The following is a 22,359-nucleotide window of genomic DNA, read 5'->3' as shown; positions in this document are numbered from 1 at the left end:
CATCGTTCATAAGTTGTCCCCTTTTATAAAATTTTACAATCCTGAACGTTGTTACTTTTACAATATGTTTCGTAAATTAATTTCAAAGCTTCTGCTATTTTCTCATCCGCCAATTGATTAATATTTCGATTCGGCAAATTTTTGGCTCCTAAAACGAATAAAATTGGAGCTTTCGAAAATTCACCGATTATCCCAATATCTATTACTACATTATCTAATCCACCTGTCATATGATTTACTAAGTGGCTTGGAATTCCTTTGATTTCTCCTCTTTGCCTAACTAGACCATTGATAAGGGGAGCCCATACTTCTGGCTCTGAATCATAGCCTTGAATACTACATTTTAAAAGTTCTAAGATTTGAGCTAACTCGCCCTCGCTACTTAAATCCTTTGGATTTTGCTTTATATTAATTTTCTTAAAATAGGTTCGAATCTTTTGATTAAAATAGTCCCAGGTTCCACAAAATTGAACTATGCTATTTGCTACATGACTATCATGGCAGGCAATCATCACCTCTACCGCTTCACAAAGCATCAGCCTGGACCTATTTTGATAATGAGGATAAAGGACATCGCTATCCTCATCAGGGTTAAAATTTATATTTTGTATTTGATCCGTCCACTTATATTTCTGCTCTTCCACCAATTTTACAACGCAAAAAGCAATTACTATCTTTGCTGCAGAAGCTAATGGCACTATTAAATCCTTATTTAAAGTATGTAAAATCTTATCTTCTGTCGTTGAGTAAAGCGTGATTCCAATTTCCCCCTGCTTAATTTCCTTTAATTTTTCTAATATGTTTTCCATTAAACCCCACCTAGCAAAAAAGAATATTATACCTAGACTACAAGAATAGGCTTTATCTTTATCATAACACACTAATAAATGGAAAATATGTTAATAGTAAATTTTCTGATACCTATATGTAATAAAGACTGTGCTTCACTCTAGTTGTCTTATTGAACGCATATAAAATTAATCATAAATCTCTATTCGTATAAGAAAAACGTCTTCAATGAATACTTTGAAGACGTTTAATGTTTTTTATATTAAATTAATGTTTTTCTAAAGGAATAGCACCATTTGTCATATTCTAATTTTTCTTCATAAAACCGATGTGCATCTATTCGTTGAATACCTGATTCTAGTGCTACATATTCTGCACCGTTTTCTTTAGCATAATCCTGTATGTATTTTAATAACTTCTTGCCGTAGCCACCTGAACGCTGGGACGCATCGGTTACTAAATCGTAGACAAATATATGACGCTTACTGTAAAAATTTGTTCTCCAGCTAAAACCGACTAATGAAGCTATTTTCCCTTGAAAGTATAAGGCGTAAAGCTTGTAACCATCCTTCTGCATTTCTTGTAATAAATCTATGTACGCTTCCAAGGTCAAATCAGTTCTCAGCTGCTTCATTATAGGATAAGCTTCTATCCACTGATCCTTTGTAGTTAACTCACTTATTATTTCTAACGTGGAATTTACAGACATATTGTTTCCTCATATTCTATAATTTTATATATGAAACTTAGATTTAATTATTTTTGCTACCTCGTCTGGACTTAAAAAAGTATTATCTATTCTTAAAAAGTTTTCACGTTTAATTTCCTCAGGAAACGAATTCAACCTATTGCTTTGCAATGTACTTAGTAAATGCTGTTCTGATTGCTCCACGTTTCTTTTTGTTGGTTTACATTCCAAACGGTGTGGATTCTTATTTCGCTTTAATCTTTCCTCTACTTGTGCTTCTAACTCAACAAAGTAAATAGAGACCCCATTAGAAGACATCAACTGACATATACTTTCAACATCATCCCAATCCTCTTTTTTATCAAAATACCAAACCTTTGTAAAAATCATTCCGTAATGATTACTTTGAGTAAATGATTGAAATATTTCCTTTCGAAATTGATGAGTGAGCCGCCACATTTCATCACTAAAGCCAAAGAGCGGCTCTAGTAGATCAATTGTCATATGATTATGAAATAGCTTTAGACCCGTCAATTTTGCGAGCTCCTGTCCAACTGACATCTTACCAACTGCTTGAGGACCAAATATAAACACAAACTTCTCCATTTTCATTTTCCTCCGTTATCTTAAAAACAAGCTTTATTGATCCTCTATCACTAACATATTGTTTTCGTCAAACTCCCAGTCTTCAGCATAAGCTATTTCCCAATAGTAGCCATCTAGGTCAGTAAAGTAGCCTCCATAGCCTCCCCAATCAGTTGCTTTCGGTGCTTTCTGAATAGTTGCCCCTGCTAAATTAGCCTTTTCCATTAACTCATCCACTTCTTCTTTGGTTTTTGCGTTGTAAGCTAATGTAATTCCTGGGAATCCACTTGATAAGACTGGGGGATTCTCTTTATTTGTATCCTTTGCAAGCTCCATAATTGGATACAATGCTATTTTCGTTCCTTCATTTTTAAAGAAAATAATATGCGGATTTGATTCTGTTCCTCTAATAGATGTGGCAAATCCAAGCTGTTTATAAAAATGGTGAGCACTGACTATATCCCTTGTACCTAGTGTAATAATATTAATTCGATTCATTTACTTTCCTCCTCCATTTTATTCCTCAGGCATCTTATAACGTGGGAAAAATTGATACACCATAAATACGCCGAACGATAGACATAGTAACGACCATATAATCGCCCCTTCCGTAAAACCGATTAGTCCAAAAAATATACAAATTAGACCAAACTAAGCTGCAAATGAACCCACAAAATATGTATAGATAGCACCGATGAAGGTCACTATTCTTCCTAGAAACTGTCCTGATTCACTATATTTCACCGTATGAAGAATACTTAAAATAATGCTCCACATTAACAAAACTGGAATTCCCCATAAGAAAACAACTCCAAATAAATCTATCATTTTAAAACCCCATTATTTAGCTTGTAATACCTATTAATTTATATATGTATAAGTTTACATGCTGTTGTAAAACCTTTTAAAAAGGAGTGATACAGATTGAAAAAGCAAGAGAATTATCTTAAAAATTCTCATAAAAAACAGAAGTTAACACTTGATAATGGTTCTACCTTTCCCAATGGCAAAAATATGCCTGGGAACTCTGTTGATGAACATAAGGCGTTTGAGGAAGCCAATATAATTCTGACTGGCGATGAAATGAAATAAAACAACAAAACGAAAACCTATAAATTCAGCCTCTCAAATACTAGAAATGTATATCCTTCTAGTATTTGAGTATGTATCATGCATAAATACTAAGAATTAACCTCTTTTCAAAACATGGAAACTCATTATACTATCCCATCCACACCCTCTCGAACCCACATGGTAATAAAAACTAAATGAAAAAAAATCTCAATTTATATAAATACGCCAAAAGTTCTTCATTTCCTTCTTAAATTGATGGCCCTTTTTGGATTTATTAATAGTCTGAGTTTTTTGCATTTACAAACAGTTTTAGTCTAGCTCATTCAAACTATTATTTAGTTACCATCTATTAATTTACTAAGCAGTTATTTGGTAAATGAGTTAAAAGTATACTATAATCAAAATACAAGACTTAAGACTTAGTTCATAAGACTCTTATTACATGATTTTAATTAGAAGATGGGAGAGAATAAAGATGAGTATCTATGATTTTGATTTTAAAGTGCCAGACATCAGCGGTAACTTAGTTTCGTTAGAGAAATTTAAAGGGAATGTAGTATTAATTGTCAATACTGCTAGTAAATGTGGCTTTACATATCAATATGAAGATCTTCAGAAGTTATACGATCGATATAAGAATAAAGGATTTGTTGTTTTAGGATTCCCCACTAATCACTTTGATAACCAGGAGCCTGGGACGAATGAGGATATTAACCAATTTTGTAAGTTAAATTATGGTGTTCAATTCCCTATGTTTTCTAAGGTAAAAGTAAGAGACGAGGGAGCTGAACCTCTTTTCAACTATCTAACTGCGGTTAAGCCCTTTAAAGGATTCAACAATTTTCATCCATCATCGCGAATCTTAAGTTCTCTCATTAATGAAAAGGTTCCACATTATATGCACGGTAACTCTATTAAATGGAACTTTACCAAGTTTTTATTAGACCGTAATGGCAATGTTCTTCATCGCTTTGAACCTACTACTGACACAGTAGATATGGAAAAGGATATTGAAGCAATATTATAGTTCCGATTGAGTTCTCAAAATACGATTCTTGTGAATTTGCAAAAATCGTGTTTTGTGACGTTTTTTTGCTGTAAAGACTATGTTGCTCTTTTTGTACTTTTTATAGTATCTACATTATTTTAAGAATCTCTTTCTAGTATTATCTAAAAATACATATTAGGTAATACTCATAACTTCTTATTTTTAAACTGAGGCTGATGAGGATGCAGCTTCGTCAGCCTTCACACAATCAATTGCGATAACAAGCGCAATAATAATAGTTTCCATTTCTTCTTTTAGAATTTGAACCTTGTAACTATCTCCCCAAGTGAACCACTCCTTGTTCACATTACCTACCACTTCCCCATGTTTAACACCTCTCTACCATTCACCTCTACAAAAAACTTTGGTAAGAAGCTGAACATTTTCTTTGTAATGAGCGCGACTTCATCTCTTGATGTATTCATAATGGAGAAAGTTTTTGGAATCTGCATAAAGCTGCCCTCCACGAAGTAAACATCGTTCTCCTGCTGATTCTTTACAGTAAACTTGCCACTTAGACTCAATACCTTTTGCTTTATATAAAGTTCCTTCATTTACTTTTCCTCCTTTTGTATATAGTAAATTTTATTTTAATTTACTTTCATTTATTTTCTCTTAAAATATCGATCCTTCTTCCAATGAAGTGAGCTTGAATAGGCGCTAAATTTAGTTCTCTTGCCCAAACTGAAAGTTGACCTATATGATGTATTTCGTGTGCGACAATATGGTGTAAAATTTCATCGATTGTATACTTTGCTTTAGCCCAAGGTACACTAACCACCTTATTCATATCAAAGTTCGACTTTAAAAATTTTGCATTTTCATCTCTCAGTTCATCTGAGATTAGTTGTACTTTTTCCAAGGTTTCGTAATTACGGAATTCAAATTGGATATCTTCTTTTCCCTGAATCCCTTGCAACCAGCTGTATTCCACTTCTGTAATATGAAAAAGGGTATGTAAAATACTTTCTACTCCACCGCATCGTTTTTTATATAACTCCTCTTTTGATAATTGCTTACACCATTCAAACCAATCATCTCTTACGTGCCAATTGTACTCAAAGAACTTTCTCATTTTCAAGACTCCCTTCCAAGTATTTAAAAACCTTTATAAAAGTCCCGGACTTAAAAGCCAATGTTGTTTGAAAGTCATTAATGAAGTTTTACTTTGTATCGGTCAATAGATTTAGGAATTCCTTTTATATACAAAGAGCCATTATAAATTAACTGTCTTATTCTATATTCTAAAAAGAACAAGTTGATATTAGCTTCTGAAGAAATTAACATCTCTCTAATCACTTCTCCAACAGGGATGAAATCTTTTTCCGTTTGCTTGGCATGAAGTCCTTCTAGTGTTTCCAGGATGAGAGAATCAAAAAAGCTCTCTGGGACGCCTAATATTTCCCCGTCATTCCAAATGCGTAATACTTCCATTCTTTCGATTAATTTTAACCATTCCTCCGAGTAATAAGAACGTTCTTCTAGGGATAGTTGGCGGCTTTCTTTATTTCGCTCAAATAAGGATTTTATTTGTTTTGAATCCATTTGACTCGTAAAAGAAATATCAGCTTTTTTCTCTTCTATCTGATTTCCTAATAGATAGATAGTATTTTTCTTTTTTCTCAATAAATACAACATAAATCGAAGTCCTATTTGTTCAGCTGCATTGCTCCCACACCATAAATAAATAGGTACTGACTCTGAAATATCCTCGATTTGGCGTAAGGAATTACTGAATTTACATGTATAAATTCCTTCTTCAAGCTCGTCATTTATATTTTCATATAGCCATTCTTCACGTATTTTTCTGTCTTCTTTTTTATCTAATTTCCCTAAAGGACCGTACGATAAGTTATCCGGAATTGCGATTACCGTCTTTGGCCTTGGAAGTCCCACATTAAGCGAACCGGCAGTAGATTCAAAGCAAACTAAATGATAAGGGCCCACAGGTTTTTGGAAATTCTTGCGAAGATAATCTTGTATTACTAGGTTGATTTCTTCTACTATTTCAACCATTAAATCCACATTGATGAAGTAGCTATAAGAAATAGCTGGTTCATAATCTTCATGATGGAAATATTCAAAGTCAATTGCTGCATTAATTTTATAAATATCACACTCATGTTTTCTTAAATCATAAACAGTTATATATTTTTGAGTTTCTATTTTATAAACCATGACTGTGTTCGGCTCAAAGAAGAAATAAATGAATGGGTGATGAATCTTTTTTTTAATGATAACTCCTCTTTTCACTAGCATTTTGTTCTAGCATTTGGCGTAAGTAATCATCTGATTTACCTTTTGGTATACTTAAGTTTTCCCATTCCTTATTTTTGATAAGCTTACCAATGTAGACTATTTGACCGACATGATAGGATTGGTGTGCTAACTGTCTTTCAATCGCCTCGATAACTGAGTGACCTTCACCACGAATATAAACTATTTTCAATAAATCCTCCTCTTTTAGTTCATTTAGTGCCTCCATTAATACATGCCATCCATTCTCCCACATAGCCTGGAGATTCCTTTTGGTTGTGTTATTGTCTTCAAATTCACTATCTCGATTTCGATTTAGCTTTTCACCGTCAGAGGTTAAAAAGTCAGTCCATCTTGATATCATATTACCGCTCATATGCTTTCCTATAATTGCAATACTGTTTGACTCTTCATTTAAAGTCCAATGTATATCTTCTTCTGATAATTGATTAAAAGTTTTATCCCCAAGTGCTTTCATACTTTCAAATCTTTTTTTAACTACCATTAAATATTCTGATCCAATACTCAAAATTCCACCCCACTTACATATTTTTTCAATATTACATATATTGTACTTTATACAACAAAATAAAACAGCTGTTTTGCAAATTCAAAATCAGCTGTTTCTTTATTATATTCCTTGTATAAATTTTACCTCATCGTAACCACAGTTATTACACATAATGAGATGTGGACAGGTGTCATCTTTGTATGTGTCTGGATAACCGTCTCCCATCTTTATAGTATTTAAATCGTTATAATGAGCATAGGGATCAAAAAAATCACTTTCCTTACCAGCATCTTCTAAAGGATTGGTACACTTTGGACAGTTTTGCTCTAAATGATTAAATGCGTTACATAGAGGACACTCGGACATTTAGGAATCTCCTTTTTGCTTTAGTATCCTTCATTTGATGAGAAATATGTAAAAAGCACCCCTTCACAAAGTTTCTCTTTATGAAGGGGTGCTATTTTATTAGGAGTGAATAATTACTTCTTTTCCTTCTTTACGATCCTTCGCATATTCTGCCGTTGCTGTGAACAATACATCTGAAGAAGAGTTTAGCGCTGTTTCACATGAATCTTGAATAACTCCAATGATGAATCCAACACCAACAACCTGCATTGCTATTTCGTTAGGAATTCCAAATAGACTACAAGCTAATGGAATAAGTAAAAGAGATCCGCCAGCTACTCCTGAAGCACCTGCAGCTGAAACGGCAGCTAGTACACTTAGGATTATTGCAGTAGCTATATCTACTTCTATATCTAAAGTGTGAACGGCAGCAAGTGTCAATACAGAAATAGTTACTGCTGCTCCAGCCATATTAATAGTAGCACCTAATGGAATTGAAACAGAGTAAGTATCCTTGTCCAATTCTAGCTTTTCACAAAGCCCCATATTTACTGGAATATTAGCAGCAGAGCTACGTGTGAAGAAGGCAGTAATACCACTTTCTCTTAACGTTCGGAATACTAATGGATAAGGATTTTTGCGTACATATATGTATACAATGAGTGGATTAATAACTAGCGCCACAAATAACATACATCCTAATAATATGATAATTAATTGGCCATATTCCTTTAGAGCAGAAAGACCGTTTGTAGCTATTGCCTCAAAAACAAGTCCTAAAATGCCGAGTGGAGCTAATTTAATAACCCATTTAACTAATTGAGAAATAGCATCAGAAAAGTTTGCAATGGCATTCTTTGTTGTTTCTGCAGCATTCTTTAAAGTTAGACCTAGTAAGATAGCCCAAGTCAAAATTCCGATATAATTGGCATTTAAAATTGCATTTACTGGATTATCAACAACGTTGAACAATAGAGTTTTCAATACCTCTACAATATCACTAGGAGGAGTTACATCCTCAACTCCTGTGGTGAGGGTTAGAGTAACCGGAAATATAAAGCTAGCAACTACACCAACTAGTGCTGCAAGGAAAGTTCCAATTCCATAAAGTATAAGAATTGACTTCATATTAGTCTGCTGGCCACTTTTGTGAGAAGAGATAGCATGCATAACTAAGAATAAAACTAATATTGGTGCAACAGCCTTCAAAGCACCTACAAATAAAGTTCCGAAAATAGTTACCCAGTTTGCAGCGTCAGGTATAGTGACAGCTAGAACCACGCCTATTACAATCCCTAGTAAAATTTGTTTAACTAGGCTTACTTGGTTCCACTTATGTATAAGATTTTTCATGTTTTTCCCCCCGATATTTAACATAATAGCATAATCTAAGATGTAATGACTCTTCATTATGTCAAATTATTGTGTTATCTAAGTATAAATGATAGTTTAACACGAAGATTAAGAATTGGTAAACAATTATTGCAAGATAATATTTACTAATTGTTACAGGTGCCTGGCACCTGTAACAATTCTTGGAAGCTGTAATAATCTTGCTTTCAGGTAACTGTTCAAGAAATGTGGGCGTCTTATTAAGAAAAGAAAGTTACAATAGATTATAGTTATAGTAGGAATTCATTAAAAGGAGAAGTGATAGATGGAAACGAAAGAATATTTATATTCTCGAATACAGGAAATTGAAGATTGGGAGAAAGACCAAAAGGGTTTATGGTTTTGGGAGAAGATAGGGCGCCTTCCTTTTAAGGTTCTTGACAAGTTAACTCCCGCTTTCATCCAGGAGAAAATTGGCGTACTTGTTTCTGAAATAGGTAGTTATATTCAAACGGGTGGAAAATACTTAATTAATGAACAAGCAATGATTAAAAAAATACAATCTTCCACTAAATATGAACCTATAGAATCTATTGAGGATATTAGGAACATCCCTTTAGAAGATATGATTATATTGAGTGAAAATCTCCAAAAGGAACGAGTGAAATTTGCCACACTGCAAGGTGCAACAACTGGGATCGGGGGTATTTTTACTTTAGCGATTGATATTCCTTTGATCCTAGGTACAGCACTTAAAACTTTGCAAGAAATTGCGATTATTCATGGTTATGATCCAAATGATAAGCAAGAGCGTGTTTTTATCGTTAAGTGCCTACAGTTTGCTTCGGCTGATATTGTGGGAAAGGAATCCATTTTAAATGAATTATCTGCTCTACATCAAAACAAGCAATCATCTGAAAATATGTTGTCTCAGTTAAAAGGATGGCTGGAGGTATTTTTCACTTATCGTGATCAATTCGGATGGAAAAAGCTCTTACAAATGGTGCCAATCGCTGGAATCATCTTCGGAGCATTTGCAAACAAAGGAATGATCCAAGACATCGCAGAGACTGGAACTATGCTTTACAGAAAAAGAAGAATTTATGAAAAGCTACAGGATATAAAAAGTGATTCGGTTTAAAAGAAAGATGCCTCACAAAGTGAACTTCCCCGTAACAGTTAGACATATTTAAACTGTTACGGGGAATTATTTGTTCAAAGAGTTAATCGGTCGATTCCATCATTATTACTCTATTCTCTTCAAGTTTAAGTTTGCCGTTTCTATTGTTCTATATTCCTATCTTTTTCATAAAATATAGAGATTCTACTATTGGAATTAATTTATTGGAAAAAGGGGAAAAGCACATGTTCGTGGTACATTTTCATGAAAATAACACAATCCTATTAACTCAAGCCTTAAGAACTATTCCTGCAGTGGACGAAGATTTAAAAATCAAAGGACGAAAGTGTAAGGTTCTAGATGTCACTTATAATGACAATAATCATGTGCATGTTCAGGTAGAGTTCGAAAAAATAGTCGAGAAAAATAAAGCTGCCTTAGAGCTCGGAAAAAAGAAAAAGAGATAAATAGTGAAAGGAGGAAAGTGAACATTCACTTCCTCCTTTTTTAAAAACCTTCATTTATCGTTAGAATTACAATTTTCAGTATATTAGTTTTTGATAGGATAGATATGTATTAAAAATGTCGCTATGTTAGTTGATATATAATACCTATCAGAAACAGATAATACTAAAGACCTTCAATTTACCAATAAAATCCTTTTCTAAAATTGAAGTTATGATTAAGCATATAAACGAAATAATTACTGCATACCAAACCAAAAAACCTACAAACAAAATACTTATTTGTAGGCTTTAATAAGAAATTAATTTAGAATTACTAGGTGACTAATGCTGCTTTCTCATCTTTTAGCATTTGCTTAAAGGAAGGAAATACAGTCTTTTATTATCATGTACCACAGTAGGTTTGGTATCCGCCGCTAGTTTTCGGAGGTAGTTCTGTATATTCCAGGTTATCAGCTGAATAATCGTAAGGATTTTTAAGCGCTGCTAGTAGCTTTTCCATCACATGATAGTCTCCTTTTTCAACTGCTGCATCTAGGGCCTCCTCTACGCGATGATTTCTTGGAATTATTGTTGGATTATGCTGTTTCATCAGTTCTATAGATTCATGCTTCGATTCCTGTTGTTTTTCTAATCTTTCTGACCACTTCGTTTGCCACTGAGCAAATTTATCGGATTTGAAAAGTTCATTTTCCTCTAGTTTCTCCATAGTAAGAGCACGGAAGGTGTTCGTATAGTCTGCATTATATTTCTCTATTAGTTCTAAAAGCTCATGAATAAGAGATAAATCCTCTTCTTTTTTATTAAATAATCCTAATTTTACTCTCATACCATTTAAATAATTTGCTTGGAAATACTCTGGATATGCGGATAGTACTTCCTGTGCTTGCCTAATAGCTTCCTCCTGCTCCTCGTGTAAAAGGGGCAATAAGCTTTCAGCAAGTCTAGCCAAGTTCCAACCACCAATACCTGGTTGGTTTCCGTAAGCGTAGCGACCTTGAGTATCAATCGAGCTAAAAACTGTTTTCATATCATACGTATCCATGAAAGCACATGGTCCGTAGTCTATTGTTTCCCCGCTGATGCTCATATTATCTGTATTCATCACGCCGTGTATAAAACCAACTAGCTGCCATTTAGAAATAAGGGCTGCTTGACGTTTTACTACCTCCTCAAGTAGCAATAAATATTTATTTTCTTTATCCTTCAATTCAGGATAATGCCTGTTAATCGTGTAGTCAGCTAATGCCTGCAAATCCTCATACTCACCCATATTTGCAGCAAATTGGAAAGTACCAACTCGAATATGACTGCTGGCAATTCTCGCCATAACTGCTCCCGGCTGTTTAGTCTCTCTAACAATAGCTTCACCAGTAGTTACAACAGACAGGCTGCGCGTTGTCGGTATTCCAAGACCATGCATTGCTTCACTAATAATATATTCTCTTAGCATTGGGCCTAGTCCCGCTCTTCCATCTCCTCCACGGGAATAAGGTGTTCTCCCTGAACCTTTTAGCTGAATATCTAAACGCACTCCGTTTGGAGTTATCTGTTCCCCATACAATAATGCACGTCCATCACCTAGCATAGTAAAATTGCCGAATTGGTGTCCTGCGTATGCCTGAGCAAGAGGCTCGCTACCTTTAGGTGCTTTGTTACCTGCAAGGATTTGTAAACTTTGTTCACTTTTCATAAGATTTGCATCTAATCCTAACTCAGCTACAAGCGATTCATTCAAGATAGCTAGCTTTGGTGACCTAACAGGATTAGGTTCTATTATTGTATAAAATATTGGTGGAAGACTTGCATAACTGTTGTCTAAATTCCATCCAGCTCGTTTTCTCTGTTCTGACATCCTATCTTCCTTTCCTCTCTAGCATTTAATAGTTATCTTCTACTTATTGTTCTCATTATACCCTTCATTGTAGGGTAATACGCTAGTTAATGACTTACCTTTATTTGATCGGTGTTTTACATATGTATAATTTATATGAAGAACAGAAAAGAGTATGAAGCAAAATTCAATTCAGTTATAGATAGACATTTTTTAGCAATGTGAGCAATAAGGAAGGCCAAATCGCTGGAGCTCCGAGTGACAAATGATCCCTAATTAGTTATAAAGACCAAACTATTTTAATGGATAGTTCAGATTTCGGATTGTCGTAAAATTTGAAATTCTTGTCGTCAACGACGCGTTGATTGTAGTAAAAATAAAGGAGGGTGTAGTAAATCGTATGGAATAGGGGAGTTGAGCATGAATTATAAAAAGGAGCTGGCACACGCCGCTCCTTCTTGTTATTTTTCATTTATTCTCTATTAAACCAATACCGATTCCTGTTGGGTCAACAAGATAAGCAAGATAGAAATCATCAAATTCCATTTTTTCTCTCAGTACCATAGCTCCATTTGCAACAGCTTTGGATAAAGAGTGATCTATCGAATTTACTTCAATTTGAACTCTAGTGCCATGTGGATAATCATGAGGTCCTTTACTGATACCACCTTGCAGATGATTACTTTCAGTGTTTTCATCTGTAGTGACCGGCCAATAATCCCAGCTTGGTTCATGTACCTTCCATCCAAATACTTCTGCGTAAAATTTCGAAGCCTTTTCTGGTTCCTGACTGTTCATCTCAAAGCCTACAACTTTACCCATCTTTTACCCACTTTCTATTGTTTTATCGATTTTTCAATCCAATTGCTCTTCAGATTTAAGTACTATAAAATCCCATGGATATTGCTCTAGACAAACTCATGTCAATATTTTCATTAGCTTCTTCATCGCATTCTCATTGCATTTGTTTTCAAAATGAGCAATCAAAAACTCTATAGCTTCCCTTTTACTAAGTTCTAGATTCTTTATACTGTTTCTTTCTGTCCATGCTTCATAGGTTTCAAATGCAGTACTATTCCACCCATTTTTCTCTCCATGCTCATCTTTTTTTTCTTGAATTCCTGCTATAACTATATCCATCGTTCCTTGGAGTTCTAATAAAGCATTCTCAAATATTTTCTTCTGATCCTTATGTGAAAGTCCCGCCCTTTTCCTTAAAACTCTAGTATCTATACCCTGTTCGTCTTCAATTAACTGAAAGATTGCTAATGCCTCTCTTGATAATTTTCCATCTGCAAAACGTTTTTCAATTGATGCTACCTCTCCTAGTACCTTTTTAAAATATGGGAGAAGCTCACGAGAAATTAGCACAGATTTTTTCTTAATAAACTTTCCGTATCCTGCTACTCCATCCGTTGAAAATTTTGTTCGCCATATCCATGGATCGAATGCCGTATCAGAATGCCAGCTATCTTTAGGTGTTACACTACTAAGTGAAGGATAATCGGGTATTAAGGGGGCAAGGGGTAATAACCCTATTTCTTCTATTATCAGAACAGCTTCTTCATATGATTTAATCTGTTTTTCCATACATTTAACCCTCCTATAAAATCCTCTTACTTATATGTTTTGTTTAAACATCTATAAAATTGTATGCAGCAGATGTTCAACAGGAAGCTGTATTAGATTCTTATTGATCATAATCACCGTATACATTGAAGTTCAGTTACTTTTCCTTAATAGGTACATAAAGATCTACCTTAGCATATCTTTTTGAGTCTTCTGCAGGGTTATTTCGGCTAAATTCCAAATTGGATCGGTTAAAATCTGGTTCGAAATCACTTGCTGGAAGCCACTGACCGTATACTTGATCATAAGCAATATGTAGATTTTGAGGTTCTCCGTAATAGGAACATAAGGCAAATAATCCACCTTCTAACGTTTGGTACTTTATTTCCTTATGTTCTCCTTTTTTAAAATTGCTAGGTAAAGTTACGCAAGCATCATGTCTGCAATTGTCTGGGGTTACTAGGCTGGGGTTGTCTAATGAGATTCCTATGAAATCTTGCGCAGGCGGAAAAAGACCTTCGGAGAACGACCATTCCATTAGTCTTCCCCAGTGTGTATTAGGTTCAAGATAACTGCCAAAACGTCTTATATATGCTACTTCATAATTAGGCAATTCCACTATAGTTATATTCATTTTTCAACCTACTCTCCTTGTTTAAGTGCTAGAATGACTGATAGATGTATATTTTCCTTAAAAGTATTAGTTGGTTCTATTGCCAATAACTCCTTCTTTAAATGTTCTTCAAATAAATGAACATTATCACCTAAAAAGTGTTTTGCTCCATAGGATGTAGAATATATATTGCCAATAATAGAATCTATGCTCCACCTTTGTTCATAGGGTGGAAGCTCCACTTTGTCCAATTTAAATTTAGAACGTTCAATTAGCTGCTCATAATTCTCACTAGGGGATTGGTAAATTGTATTTCCTGCCCTTCGCTCTGAACCATACCAATGCTTGATAACCTCATCCACTTTGTTTTGCCATAAAGAACGTTCATTTTTTTTAGAACATGGGTCGATAATTGCAATCCCTCCCCCTAGTGAAGACATGTCAAATAACATTTCAAGCGTTTTTTCTCGTTCCATCCAGTGAAAAGCTTTTGCAATAGTTATCATCTTAAACGTCTTTTTTTGCTGAGCGTTAAATTTTTCAAGATTACCTGTAAACCATTCAATATTGTCATGTCTAGATTCTTTCTGTAGATATCTAGCTTCTTCAATCATCTCTGGTTCTTGATCTACCCCTACTATCGTTTCAAACCAATCGACAAATCTTAATGCCAATCTTCCATCACCGCAACCTAAATCCAACATCTGTCCTGTACCATCTAAAGCAAATTTATGTATTAAAAATCTGATAAGAGTATCAGGGTAAAGTGGTCGATAAAGTGAATAATATCTAGCTGTTCCTGAAAACAAATCATTTCCATAGCTTCTCATATACTCATGCCCTTCCTTCATTGAAAATAAATCATTTAACGATTGATACTAAACTAAATTTCTTTCGTTTATAAAACTTCATTAATAGTTTGAATAAATAACTCTTTTTCTTCTAAAAATGGATAGTGATTACTCTGTTCAAATATATGGATGGATGCGTGCGGCAATAGCTCTTTCATCTCTATAGAAAGTTCTACAGGACATTGAACATCATGTCGTCCACAAAGAATATGTACAGGAGTTTCAACTTTATCAAGCTGGCGAGTCACATCATAGATTAAAACCTCTCTTCCAAAGAAGTTTAATCTGTTTGCAGATATTTTCTTATGTATATTACATGAAAACAATTCATCATAGTTTTCCGGGTGGTACAAAGAAAATTGTGTCCTCTCTTTTGAGAGTTGAAGTCTTACTTCTTTAGTAAGATCAGGTTTTTTTAACAGCTCCATTAAGGCTTGCATTCTTTTATAATTTGGGTGTTCCTCATTATAGATACATTTAGGAGAGGTGGAGCTATACTCCCTTGCAGAGGATCCAACTACTACAAGAGATTTCAAATAGTAGGAAAAATGAATGCCATATATTAAACCCAGCATCCCTCCTGTTGAATGTCCTGCAAAGGTCCACTTGTCATATTCAAATGCCTGACGGATTTCTTCTAAATCAAGAACTGCATCTATCATGCTTAATTCGTGTGGAAATTTAGGCTTGTCCGAGCTACCCACATCTCTCAGGTTCACAAGAAATACTTTGTTTGTAGTTGTAAAAACATCTGCAAAATAGTCACCACTATCATTGAACTCTGAGTAAAGATGGGTAACGCAAACTGGTTCCCCTTCTCCTTTAATAAACACTTCAAAAACCCCTCGACTAGTTGTTACCATTTGTCTTAACCATTTAGACATTGAAACTTCTCCTTACTCTTTATCACTTTAATGCTCAAAATTTTACTTACTATCTATCTCTTTTGAAAAATTGCTGTCATAAAACCAGCCAGGCCTAGTACTGACTGATCACTTTCTTTCATTTGTCTTATCTCTATTTCCTCAAAGTCTTTAAAGACAGCTCTTAATTTCTCTTCATCATAACCAAACCCTCCCTTTAAACTTTGAGTCCGATAAACTTCTATGTCTGAAATTGTAGACCCGCCATACTCACCATTTGGTGCAAAGCATGTGATAGCAAAATAACCACCTGTTTTTAAAGCTTTCTTTACTAATTGGATATAACTTATTCGTCGATGGGGTGCAATATGGTGAAAACAGCCAGAATCATACACGATATCATAGCTTCCTTCCTGAAAATTCAGTTCAAAAATATTTTGACAATTAAAATTGATATCTACTTGTTCTATTTTAGCTCGCTCGATAGCCCAGTTTATAGTTTCCCTCGAAAGATCAACGGCATCTACTACATATCCTTTTTTGGCAAGATAAATAGCATTTCGCCCCGGGCCACAGCCTAGCTCTAATACTCTCCCCGGCTTAAATATACCGCAATCTATATAATCGACTAAATTTTCATCGGGTACGTTACTAAAGAAAGGAATATCTTTTTTTCGATCACTATAAAACCCATTCCAAAATAATTTTGGCTCTCTTAATAGACTATCTAACAATAGATATAAATCTTCTGGTTCAGTAACTAACCTCCGCATTAGTAAACCCCATCTCGTTTAATCAATAAAGTAAGGATAATAAGTAAATGCTGTGACACAAAAGCTCACTACAATAAAAAGTAATAGACCAATAATTACTGGAGAACTCTTAAACTGAAACGGAGTAATCGCTCCACCGTTCTGCCCATTCCAGCCTTTCAGATGTGCATTTTCAGCATTGCTTTGTCTATTTGAATTAAGTTGAAAAAACCAAATCAGTCCAAATAAAGCTAATCCTCCAAGGAAGATTATATCAACCATCTTCCAATTTAATAAGATAGAAACACCCCAGATTAATGCAGTTTCCACAAGTAAAGTAGCAACTATTACGTATAAATTTTTCAACCTTAGACCCCCTTTTATGAGAACTGAAAATAGCTTTCTACTAAATTATACACCAAAATTTGTAAATATAATAATAGATTTTTAATTATTCTGTATTTTATTTTAAGAGGTATTTTACAATTATTATCGAATACTTTTAAAAACGAAGGAGGAAATTTCATGCTAAATTTTATCGATACTCTACCAACCGATAAACAAATTGCTGGGGTTCATTGTATCCCCATAAATGAGCAAGGTATGATTATGCTTGCTTGGGACAAAGATGAACAGCTAATCACCACTATTGGTGGTCGAGTTGAAAATAGCGAGACCTTAGAGGAAGCTTTGGTTCGAGAAGTAATGGAGGAAGTAGGTATTACATTAATGGAGGAAAAGATACCATTTGCATCCTGGTACTGGTCTTCTACAGATACATATACAGTTTGGTACCATTCTAAAGTAAAAACACTTGGAAAATATGACTTTCAAAACGAAAAAACCGGTTATCTTATAAGTAATTTCTTAACTTTCGAGCTGCTTATCACACAACTTGAAAACAAATATGCCCCTAGACTTCAAATTTTACAACTAGCAAAGAAAAAAGCGGTGGACATGCAATGGATCACTAGGTGAAATTGTAAATTATTAATTCATTTTATTATCAAACAGAATTTGACACTTCAAATTTGTATTAGTAATACATGGATTCCAATAGCTCTAAAGAAAGTCAGCCTTTTTTTGTCTTTATATAGACCTCCTTTTAACTGATTTACTGATAATCCATTGAGGAATACAGTTTAAGAGGAAGCTTATAAAAAATACAGTATAGGGACGGAATGGTTTAAAATAATATCCCCAGTCTACAGTCGTATTCATCATATGAATAAAATATAAAGAACTGATAATTGACAATATATTTCCTATTAACAGGACTGAAATAAAGAGAAACGACTTACATATGTAGGCAAGAACTATTGTCCCTATAATCATAATTAGGTATCCAATCATCGTTCCTTTCGTAAAGTCTAAATACATTGCATAATATCCAAATGGGAAACAATAAAACATAAGAACTAAAATAATAAAAGCTACGTTTTGTTTTTTCCACTTATATTGGGCATAGTTACTTGCCAGAATGACTAAATATATTAGAGAAACGATCAACGAAAAACTCCCATAGCTCAAATTCAATAATTTGTTTAGTCCAAACAACGGAATAACGAAAAACATATACAGTGGATATTGTATATTCGCAATTACGTCTAAAAAGGAAAAATGCAAAAATTGATTTTCCAAACTATTTATACCGAATACAGTCAATGATGCTCCAAAAGCTATTAATATCCAAATCCTCAACATCTTTTTGCCAGTGTAAATTAATAACCCTACCAAAAGACATATAGAAATAACTAAATGATAAAAGTTTAAATTGCCATCTGGAAATTTAATAGCAGGCATGAAATTAAACACCAACGCAACTAAATACAAAAGTATCAGGATATATTTTTTTATTTCCCTCATAACTAAACCTCCCTTTTAGTGTAATATTACACTAAAAGGGAGGTTTGAACAACATTATATTTTTTGACTAATAATACTCCATTTTTCTCTAGCTACCAATTCATCAAAGGTGCTAAGTATACGGTAATTTTCTTCATCCACTATTCGAAAGTGCTTGCTGAGCACATTTTGTTGAAGACGAAAACCATTTTTCTCCTCTACATTTTTCCACCATATATAGCCGCCAAGCGTTTTATCCTTTGGTCTTATAATTACATCATGGGCAGTGAGCTCAATGACCTCCATTGGATCTCCCCCAATTTGATTTTGTAGCGTAGGACTATCACGGAACAAAGCGCATATTGCGATAGTAGTCGTCCAATTTGCAAAAGTCCTTTCCTTTTCTATCTGAACCAAAGTTTTCTTTGAGATGCCTAAGAGTTCGGCCATTTTATCTTGTGTATAGTCATTTTCTACTCTAATAAGCTTAAGACTTTGAGAAGTTATATGTATTAAGAAATCACGATCCATGGGCTCACCTCGTGTAATTTTACACTAATTATAACTGAAATATACTAAATAAAATACCAAAAGCTCAGTCGGATAACTGAGCTTCTTAAACGAAAAATTAATGCTCTTTTTACTCGTTCTTAAATAAACAATCGTTTGTGCCGCAAAACTATTAAGCTTACTAGTAGTAATAGTGCACCTGAAATAATAAACACGACTCTTACACCGACCAAATCAACAGCAACACCTACTGCTAAGGAAGATATACCAAACAATCCAGTACCCACCGTCCCAAGAGATGTATAAACAGTTACTAATTTTTCTAAGGGCACACTTCTTTGAATAACAGTTTGCTGTGGTATGTTTTTTAATTGACCAAACAGACCGATTCCTATTGATAGGACAAGAGCAAGTAAAGGATAGCTTGTAGAGCCGAACAAAATAGTAAGCACACCGCTCAACAAAGCACCAAAACCGATAAAATAGTGCTTATAGGTATCTGCTAAGTGAGAATATTTTATACAAATAATGCTACCTAAAAGTAATCCTACAAAAAACGCTCCATTGATAAACCCCCACCAATGCTCTCCTTCTTTCAGTGCCTGCTCCACATATATATAGAGAATAGCTGCTATCCACACAGTCCCAGCGATTGTCTCCAAAATATCAATTAGTATAATTTTTCTAAGAACTGGTGTATCCATTATACTTATCCAGCCTACTGATAGCTGTGTGAAAAGAGACTCTTCCTTTTTTTCTACGTGATTCACATGGTCTAAAAGGTAAGTCAAAATACTTGAAACTAAAAACAAGCCACTTACTATTATGATCAACCAAAAAGGATTAAATAAAAGAAGTAACAATCCTCCAAACAACCAAGCACCAATTTGTATTATCTGGTTAACCGTTTCCACAGTGCTATTAGCTTTTACAAGCTTATCATCTGCAACATAATGAGGTAGAAAAGCCCGCATTATAGGATTAGCACATCCATCAAGAAGTGCTATCCCTGCGATGAGCACAAAAACAATCCAATAATTGGTTGATTGCATAAACATAAACAGAAAAATCCCTAGTATTATTAATAGTACAGTTTTTCCCATTTGTGACCAAACGAGCAATGTCTTCAATTTGTATTTCCCAAGAAATAAAGGTGTAAATAAACTCGATACAAACATTGCTGAAGTAATAGTAAAAGGCACAATTGATGAGATTGTTGCAGAGCCAGTTAAATTATATAAGACACTAATTACACTAACTATATAAAATACGTCCCCTAGATTCGCGAACGATTGACCAGTCAGTAACAATAGAAAATTTTTATTTTTTTTCATTTCAATCCCCCATATTAAATTTCGTTCTATTTAATAAGGTTATGGATTAAATTGGACAAGACATAAATTGTAGCCTCCTTTTGATGTGCTGATCGGAGAAGTTCTGGGGGATTACAAACTTTTCCTTTCATTGAGCACTATTTTAAATTGATTGAGTTAATTTCATATTAACACTTTACCTTTAAAATAAAAACATCTATTATTCTGTAAATTTAAGCAGGACGCGTAAAAGCTAGATTGAAGTTAGATAAGCCATCACAATCGGATGAATTCGACTGTGATGGCTTTATCGATCATAGGCTATAAAGCAACCGAGTAGAGCGAAAATGAATCATCGTCAATCTACCATTTGTTTTTTATAAACGACAGCTGTAATAATATAGATTACTACTGACCATAAAGCGATTATACCTAAATGACTCCATATTTCTCCAAATCCAGCTCCAGCATCTACTTTCGTTGCCATTTCAAGCAGCTGAAGGTTGGGTATATATTCGATTACACTAAAAATCGGATACTTTTCGCTAAAGCTAAGGATTCCTGATCCCGTGGAGAACAAAAAGATAACTGGTAATACAATTACTGATGATTCCATTACGGATTTAGCTATTAACCCTAATAACGTTCCTAAGCCTATAAAGAATATTGCACATAGAGCTAATCCTAATCCCAAAACGGGTATGTTGGCTGGAGTATACCCAGCAAGCATAACACTAGCCACAGCTACAACCATTGTTAAAACGAATGATAATGCACTTTTTCCACCAAGAATTTCATAGGTATTTGCAGGAGATAGCATTAATCCACGCAGTGTATTTTTTTCTTTTTCTTCTGCGATTAAACAACATTGAACGTACGAGCCTACCATAGTAAAAGCAAAGCCTATTGTGAAATTACTATTGACTATTGGATCCATTCCCATTCTGCTAAAAATAGCGGCCATTAAAACAGGTAAGTATATAACCATTGAGACTGCTATGTTTCTAGTAAATTCTTTAAAATCCTTTTGAAAGATTGCGTTTACGCGTTTCCATGAAAATGTCATATTAATTCTCCTCCAGTCACTTTAACAAAAATATCACCTAATGATGGTTCATTGGAATGTACAGTTGAAATACGATTCTCCTTCATCAATTGGAACATCTTATCTGCTCCAGCTTCATCTCTTTTGAGTATTACCGTTTCATTATTAGTTAGCTCTATTGTCATCGTTCCATCCGAAAACTGTTTCTTCAGCTCACTAGGTTTATCCAGTAATTGAATTTTCCCTTCATTTAAAAAAGCAACTCGGTCACAAAGCGTATCTGCTTCTTGCATATCATGGGTTGTTAAGAAGATGGTTGTTCCTTTTTCATTCAAAGCACGTAATCCGTTATAAATATGCAATGTGTTTACTGGGTCTAGAGCAGAGGTTGGTTCATCTAAGAACAATAGCTCCGGTTCATGTAGAATGGCTCTCGCAAGTACTACTCGCTGAATCATCCCTTTAGATAGTACAGATATTTTTTTCTTGCGTGCCTCCGTTAGGTTTACAAAATTTAGTGCCTCATCTACCTTGGAAATTGGCAAATCATATAGCTCGCAATATAGCTTTAAATTTTCGAAAATAGACAATCTACTATATAGTCCACTATTATCAGTAAGGACACCGAACCGCTTTCTTTCATTAGGGTTCTTGAAGTTGGATACTTTTTCACCAAAAACAAGCGCTTCCCCCTCTGTTGGGTCTAACTGACCCGTTAGTATTTTAATAGTAGTTGTTTTCCCTGAACCACTTGGGCCAAGAAATCCAAAAATCTCACCTTTTCTTACTTGAAAGTTAACATCCTCTACTGCCTTAAAATTTGAAAAATATTTGGCTAGACCTTTTACTTCAATTACATTTTCCATTTGAAAACCTCCTAATTGTTTGGTTGAACATTTCGTATCTACAACCTAAGATTATGAGATATTTAAATCGAAAACATTATATTTCC

28 protein-coding genes and 1 pseudogene are annotated in these 22,359 nt (G+C 34.3%); 5 read left to right on the top strand and 24 right to left on the bottom strand.

Annotation, left to right across the window (positions count from 1 at the left end; all coding sequences use genetic code 11):
• Nucleotides 1–23: 23 nt before the first annotated feature.
• From MHB55_RS07665 to MHB55_RS07645, 5 genes are all read right to left on the bottom strand, one after another.
• Nucleotides 24–809, bottom strand: a complete 786-nt coding sequence (locus MHB55_RS07665) for a serine hydrolase (RefSeq protein ID WP_340862914.1) — start codon at nt 807–809, stop codon at nt 24–26.
• Nucleotides 810–1,051: 242 nt separating this feature from the next.
• Nucleotides 1,052–1,498, bottom strand: coding sequence for a GNAT family N-acetyltransferase (locus tag MHB55_RS07660; protein ID WP_144538150.1), 447 nt, complete (start codon nt 1,496–1,498; stop codon nt 1,052–1,054).
• A 24-nt stretch (nt 1,499–1,522) separates the two neighbouring features.
• The gene (locus MHB55_RS07655) at nt 1,523–2,083 is read right to left on the bottom strand and encodes an AAA family ATPase (protein WP_340862913.1); all 561 of its coding nucleotides are present in this window, start codon (nt 2,081–2,083) and stop codon (nt 1,523–1,525) included.
• Between the two features lie 33 nt (nt 2,084–2,116).
• Nucleotides 2,117–2,560: a VOC family protein gene (locus MHB55_RS07650; RefSeq protein ID WP_144538148.1), complete on the bottom strand. Its 444-nt coding sequence runs from the start codon at nt 2,558–2,560 to the stop codon at nt 2,117–2,119.
• A 153-nt stretch (nt 2,561–2,713) separates the two neighbouring features.
• Nucleotides 2,714–2,890 (bottom strand): hypothetical protein, encoded by a 177-nt coding sequence (locus tag MHB55_RS07645; RefSeq protein ID WP_260866605.1) that lies wholly within the window; start codon nt 2,888–2,890, stop codon nt 2,714–2,716.
• A 96-nt stretch (nt 2,891–2,986) separates the two neighbouring features.
• Here MHB55_RS07645 and MHB55_RS07640 point away from each other — a divergent pair, with 96 nt between their 5' ends.
• Together MHB55_RS07640 and MHB55_RS07635 are read left to right on the top strand one after the other, a co-directional pair.
• Complete coding sequence (locus tag MHB55_RS07640; RefSeq protein ID WP_260866604.1) at nt 2,987–3,154, top strand: hypothetical protein; 168 nt, start codon at nt 2,987–2,989, stop codon at nt 3,152–3,154.
• 457 nt (nt 3,155–3,611) lie between these two features.
• The gene (locus MHB55_RS07635; protein ID WP_144538147.1) at nt 3,612–4,163 is read left to right on the top strand and encodes a glutathione peroxidase; all 552 of its coding nucleotides are present in this window, start codon (nt 3,612–3,614) and stop codon (nt 4,161–4,163) included.
• 183 nt (nt 4,164–4,346) lie between these two features.
• Here MHB55_RS07635 and MHB55_RS07630 read toward each other — a convergent pair.
• The 6 genes and pseudogenes from MHB55_RS07630 to sstT all read right to left on the bottom strand — a co-directional run bounded on the left by MHB55_RS07630 (nt 4,347) and on the right by sstT (nt 8,649).
• Nucleotides 4,347–4,738 (bottom strand): annotated as a pseudogene (locus MHB55_RS07630) (LURP-one-related/scramblase family protein).
• 47 nt (nt 4,739–4,785) lie between these two features.
• Entirely contained in the window at nt 4,786–5,259 is a 474-nt protein-coding gene (locus tag MHB55_RS07625) for a DinB family protein (protein WP_340862912.1), read from the bottom strand.
• A 77-nt stretch (nt 5,260–5,336) separates the two neighbouring features.
• Nucleotides 5,337–6,437, bottom strand: a complete 1,101-nt coding sequence (locus tag MHB55_RS07620) for a DUF1835 domain-containing protein (RefSeq protein WP_340862911.1) — start codon at nt 6,435–6,437, stop codon at nt 5,337–5,339.
• The gene (locus MHB55_RS07615; RefSeq protein ID WP_340862910.1) at nt 6,415–6,969 is read right to left on the bottom strand and encodes a DUF1572 family protein; all 555 of its coding nucleotides are present in this window, start codon (nt 6,967–6,969) and stop codon (nt 6,415–6,417) included. Before MHB55_RS07615 ends, MHB55_RS07620 begins: the two co-directional genes overlap by 23 nt.
• Nucleotides 6,970–7,071: 102 nt before the next feature.
• The gene (locus MHB55_RS07610) at nt 7,072–7,317 is read right to left on the bottom strand and encodes a hypothetical protein (RefSeq protein WP_144538142.1); all 246 of its coding nucleotides are present in this window, start codon (nt 7,315–7,317) and stop codon (nt 7,072–7,074) included.
• 99 nt (nt 7,318–7,416) lie between these two features.
• Entirely contained in the window at nt 7,417–8,649 is a 1,233-nt protein-coding gene (sstT, locus tag MHB55_RS07605; protein WP_144538141.1) for a serine/threonine transporter SstT, read from the bottom strand.
• A 304-nt stretch (nt 8,650–8,953) separates the two neighbouring features.
• On the opposite strand from sstT, the gene MHB55_RS07600 reads away from it, so the two are divergent.
• Together MHB55_RS07600 and MHB55_RS07595 are read left to right on the top strand one after the other, a co-directional pair.
• Nucleotides 8,954–9,769 (top strand): EcsC family protein, encoded by an 816-nt coding sequence (locus MHB55_RS07600; protein WP_340862909.1) that lies wholly within the window; start codon nt 8,954–8,956, stop codon nt 9,767–9,769.
• 224 nt (nt 9,770–9,993) lie between these two features.
• Entirely contained in the window at nt 9,994–10,215 is a 222-nt protein-coding gene (locus MHB55_RS07595; RefSeq protein ID WP_340862908.1) for a hypothetical protein, read from the top strand.
• A 382-nt stretch (nt 10,216–10,597) separates the two neighbouring features.
• Here the strand turns inward: MHB55_RS07595 and MHB55_RS07590 are convergent, their stop codons facing one another.
• The 8 genes from MHB55_RS07590 to MHB55_RS07555 form a co-directional block, all read right to left on the bottom strand.
• Nucleotides 10,598–12,067, bottom strand: coding sequence for a protein adenylyltransferase SelO (locus MHB55_RS07590; protein ID WP_340862907.1), 1,470 nt, complete (start codon nt 12,065–12,067; stop codon nt 10,598–10,600).
• Between the two features lie 447 nt (nt 12,068–12,514).
• Nucleotides 12,515–12,868 (bottom strand): VOC family protein, encoded by a 354-nt coding sequence (locus MHB55_RS07585; protein WP_340862906.1) that lies wholly within the window; start codon nt 12,866–12,868, stop codon nt 12,515–12,517.
• A 96-nt stretch (nt 12,869–12,964) separates the two neighbouring features.
• Complete coding sequence (locus tag MHB55_RS07580) at nt 12,965–13,636, bottom strand: AlkZ-related protein (protein ID WP_191696359.1); 672 nt, start codon at nt 13,634–13,636, stop codon at nt 12,965–12,967.
• 136 nt (nt 13,637–13,772) lie between these two features.
• Nucleotides 13,773–14,249: an AraC family transcriptional regulator gene (locus MHB55_RS07575; RefSeq protein WP_151110460.1), complete on the bottom strand. Its 477-nt coding sequence runs from the start codon at nt 14,247–14,249 to the stop codon at nt 13,773–13,775.
• Nucleotides 14,250–14,257: 8 nt separating this feature from the next.
• Nucleotides 14,258–15,058: a methyltransferase domain-containing protein gene (locus MHB55_RS07570; RefSeq protein ID WP_144538259.1), complete on the bottom strand. Its 801-nt coding sequence runs from the start codon at nt 15,056–15,058 to the stop codon at nt 14,258–14,260.
• A gap of 68 nt (nt 15,059–15,126) precedes the next feature.
• On the bottom strand, nt 15,127–15,963 hold the full coding sequence (locus MHB55_RS07565) for an alpha/beta fold hydrolase (protein ID WP_340862905.1): 837 nt from the start codon (nt 15,961–15,963) through the stop codon (nt 15,127–15,129).
• 53 nt (nt 15,964–16,016) lie between these two features.
• Nucleotides 16,017–16,715, bottom strand: coding sequence for a class I SAM-dependent methyltransferase (locus MHB55_RS07560; RefSeq protein ID WP_340862904.1), 699 nt, complete (start codon nt 16,713–16,715; stop codon nt 16,017–16,019).
• 18 nt (nt 16,716–16,733) lie between these two features.
• Nucleotides 16,734–17,060 (bottom strand): hypothetical protein, encoded by a 327-nt coding sequence (locus MHB55_RS07555; RefSeq protein WP_144538132.1) that lies wholly within the window; start codon nt 17,058–17,060, stop codon nt 16,734–16,736.
• Between the two features lie 159 nt (nt 17,061–17,219).
• On the opposite strand from MHB55_RS07555, the gene MHB55_RS07550 reads away from it, so the two are divergent.
• Complete coding sequence (locus tag MHB55_RS07550; protein WP_340862903.1) at nt 17,220–17,672, top strand: NUDIX hydrolase; 453 nt, start codon at nt 17,220–17,222, stop codon at nt 17,670–17,672.
• 111 nt (nt 17,673–17,783) lie between these two features.
• Here MHB55_RS07550 and MHB55_RS07545 read toward each other — a convergent pair whose 3' ends face one another.
• The 5 genes from MHB55_RS07545 to MHB55_RS07525 all read right to left on the bottom strand — a co-directional run bounded on the left by MHB55_RS07545 (nt 17,784) and on the right by MHB55_RS07525 (nt 22,273).
• Nucleotides 17,784–18,560 (bottom strand): hypothetical protein, encoded by a 777-nt coding sequence (locus tag MHB55_RS07545; protein ID WP_151110470.1) that lies wholly within the window; start codon nt 18,558–18,560, stop codon nt 17,784–17,786.
• Nucleotides 18,561–18,614: 54 nt separating this feature from the next.
• Nucleotides 18,615–19,070, bottom strand: a complete 456-nt coding sequence (locus tag MHB55_RS07540; RefSeq protein ID WP_151110472.1) for a helix-turn-helix transcriptional regulator — start codon at nt 19,068–19,070, stop codon at nt 18,615–18,617.
• Between the two features lie 119 nt (nt 19,071–19,189).
• Nucleotides 19,190–20,383 (bottom strand): MFS transporter, encoded by a 1,194-nt coding sequence (locus MHB55_RS07535; RefSeq protein ID WP_340862902.1) that lies wholly within the window; start codon nt 20,381–20,383, stop codon nt 19,190–19,192.
• A 337-nt stretch (nt 20,384–20,720) separates the two neighbouring features.
• Nucleotides 20,721–21,428: an ABC transporter permease gene (locus tag MHB55_RS07530; RefSeq protein ID WP_144538127.1), complete on the bottom strand. Its 708-nt coding sequence runs from the start codon at nt 21,426–21,428 to the stop codon at nt 20,721–20,723.
• Entirely contained in the window at nt 21,425–22,273 is an 849-nt protein-coding gene (locus tag MHB55_RS07525) for an ABC transporter ATP-binding protein (RefSeq protein ID WP_340862901.1), read from the bottom strand. The genes MHB55_RS07530 and MHB55_RS07525 overlap by 4 nt, the downstream gene beginning before the upstream one ends.
• Nucleotides 22,274–22,359 lie beyond the last annotated feature (86 nt).

It is taken from the genome of Psychrobacillus sp. FSL K6-1267 (assembly GCF_038003265.1).
GTDB lineage: Bacteria > Bacillota > Bacilli > Bacillales_A > Planococcaceae > Psychrobacillus > Psychrobacillus faecigallinarum.
This window is presented reverse-complemented; position numbering and strand designations above follow the sequence as displayed.

Bases quoted from the DNA above. Each gene is read 5' to 3' on its own strand.
- MHB55_RS07545 (WP_151110470.1), bottom strand. From the start codon at position 18,560: ATGAGGGAAATAAAAAAATATATCCTGATACTTTTGTATTTAGTTGCG.
- MHB55_RS07540 (WP_151110472.1), bottom strand. From the start codon at position 19,070: ATGGATCGTGATTTCTTAATACATATAACTTCTCAAAGTCTTAAGCTT.
- MHB55_RS07525 (WP_340862901.1), bottom strand. From the start codon at position 22,273: ATGGAAAATGTAATTGAAGTAAAAGGTCTAGCCAAATATTTTTCAAAT.
- MHB55_RS07660 (WP_144538150.1), bottom strand. From the start codon at position 1,498: ATGTCTGTAAATTCCACGTTAGAAATAATAAGTGAGTTAACTACAAAG.
- MHB55_RS07550 (WP_340862903.1), top strand. From the start codon at position 17,220: ATGCTAAATTTTATCGATACTCTACCAACCGATAAACAAATTGCTGGG.
- MHB55_RS07580 (WP_191696359.1), bottom strand. From the start codon at position 13,636: ATGGAAAAACAGATTAAATCATATGAAGAAGCTGTTCTGATAATAGAA.
- MHB55_RS07655 (WP_340862913.1), bottom strand. From the start codon at position 2,083: ATGGAGAAGTTTGTGTTTATATTTGGTCCTCAAGCAGTTGGTAAGATG.
- MHB55_RS07530 (WP_144538127.1), bottom strand. From the start codon at position 21,428: ATGACATTTTCATGGAAACGCGTAAACGCAATCTTTCAAAAGGATTTT.
- MHB55_RS07635 (WP_144538147.1), top strand. From the start codon at position 3,612: ATGAGTATCTATGATTTTGATTTTAAAGTGCCAGACATCAGCGGTAAC.
- MHB55_RS07665 (WP_340862914.1), bottom strand. From the start codon at position 809: ATGGAAAACATATTAGAAAAATTAAAGGAAATTAAGCAGGGGGAAATT.
- MHB55_RS07565 (WP_340862905.1), bottom strand. From the start codon at position 15,963: ATGTCTAAATGGTTAAGACAAATGGTAACAACTAGTCGAGGGGTTTTT.
- MHB55_RS07595 (WP_340862908.1), top strand. From the start codon at position 9,994: ATGTTCGTGGTACATTTTCATGAAAATAACACAATCCTATTAACTCAA.
- MHB55_RS07600 (WP_340862909.1), top strand. From the start codon at position 8,954: ATGGAAACGAAAGAATATTTATATTCTCGAATACAGGAAATTGAAGAT.
- sstT (WP_144538141.1), bottom strand. From the start codon at position 8,649: ATGAAAAATCTTATACATAAGTGGAACCAAGTAAGCCTAGTTAAACAA.
- MHB55_RS07570 (WP_144538259.1), bottom strand. From the start codon at position 15,058: ATGAGAAGCTATGGAAATGATTTGTTTTCAGGAACAGCTAGATATTAT.
- MHB55_RS07535 (WP_340862902.1), bottom strand. From the start codon at position 20,383: ATGAAAAAAAATAAAAATTTTCTATTGTTACTGACTGGTCAATCGTTC.
- MHB55_RS07650 (WP_144538148.1), bottom strand. From the start codon at position 2,560: ATGAATCGAATTAATATTATTACACTAGGTACAAGGGATATAGTCAGT.
- MHB55_RS07625 (WP_340862912.1), bottom strand. From the start codon at position 5,259: ATGAGAAAGTTCTTTGAGTACAATTGGCACGTAAGAGATGATTGGTTT.
- MHB55_RS07575 (WP_151110460.1), bottom strand. From the start codon at position 14,249: ATGAATATAACTATAGTGGAATTGCCTAATTATGAAGTAGCATATATA.
- MHB55_RS07560 (WP_340862904.1), bottom strand. From the start codon at position 16,715: ATGCGGAGGTTAGTTACTGAACCAGAAGATTTATATCTATTGTTAGAT.
- MHB55_RS07590 (WP_340862907.1), bottom strand. From the start codon at position 12,067: ATGTCAGAACAGAGAAAACGAGCTGGATGGAATTTAGACAACAGTTAT.
- MHB55_RS07645 (WP_260866605.1), bottom strand. From the start codon at position 2,890: ATGATAGATTTATTTGGAGTTGTTTTCTTATGGGGAATTCCAGTTTTG.
- MHB55_RS07610 (WP_144538142.1), bottom strand. From the start codon at position 7,317: ATGTCCGAGTGTCCTCTATGTAACGCATTTAATCATTTAGAGCAAAAC.
- MHB55_RS07585 (WP_340862906.1), bottom strand. From the start codon at position 12,868: ATGGGTAAAGTTGTAGGCTTTGAGATGAACAGTCAGGAACCAGAAAAG.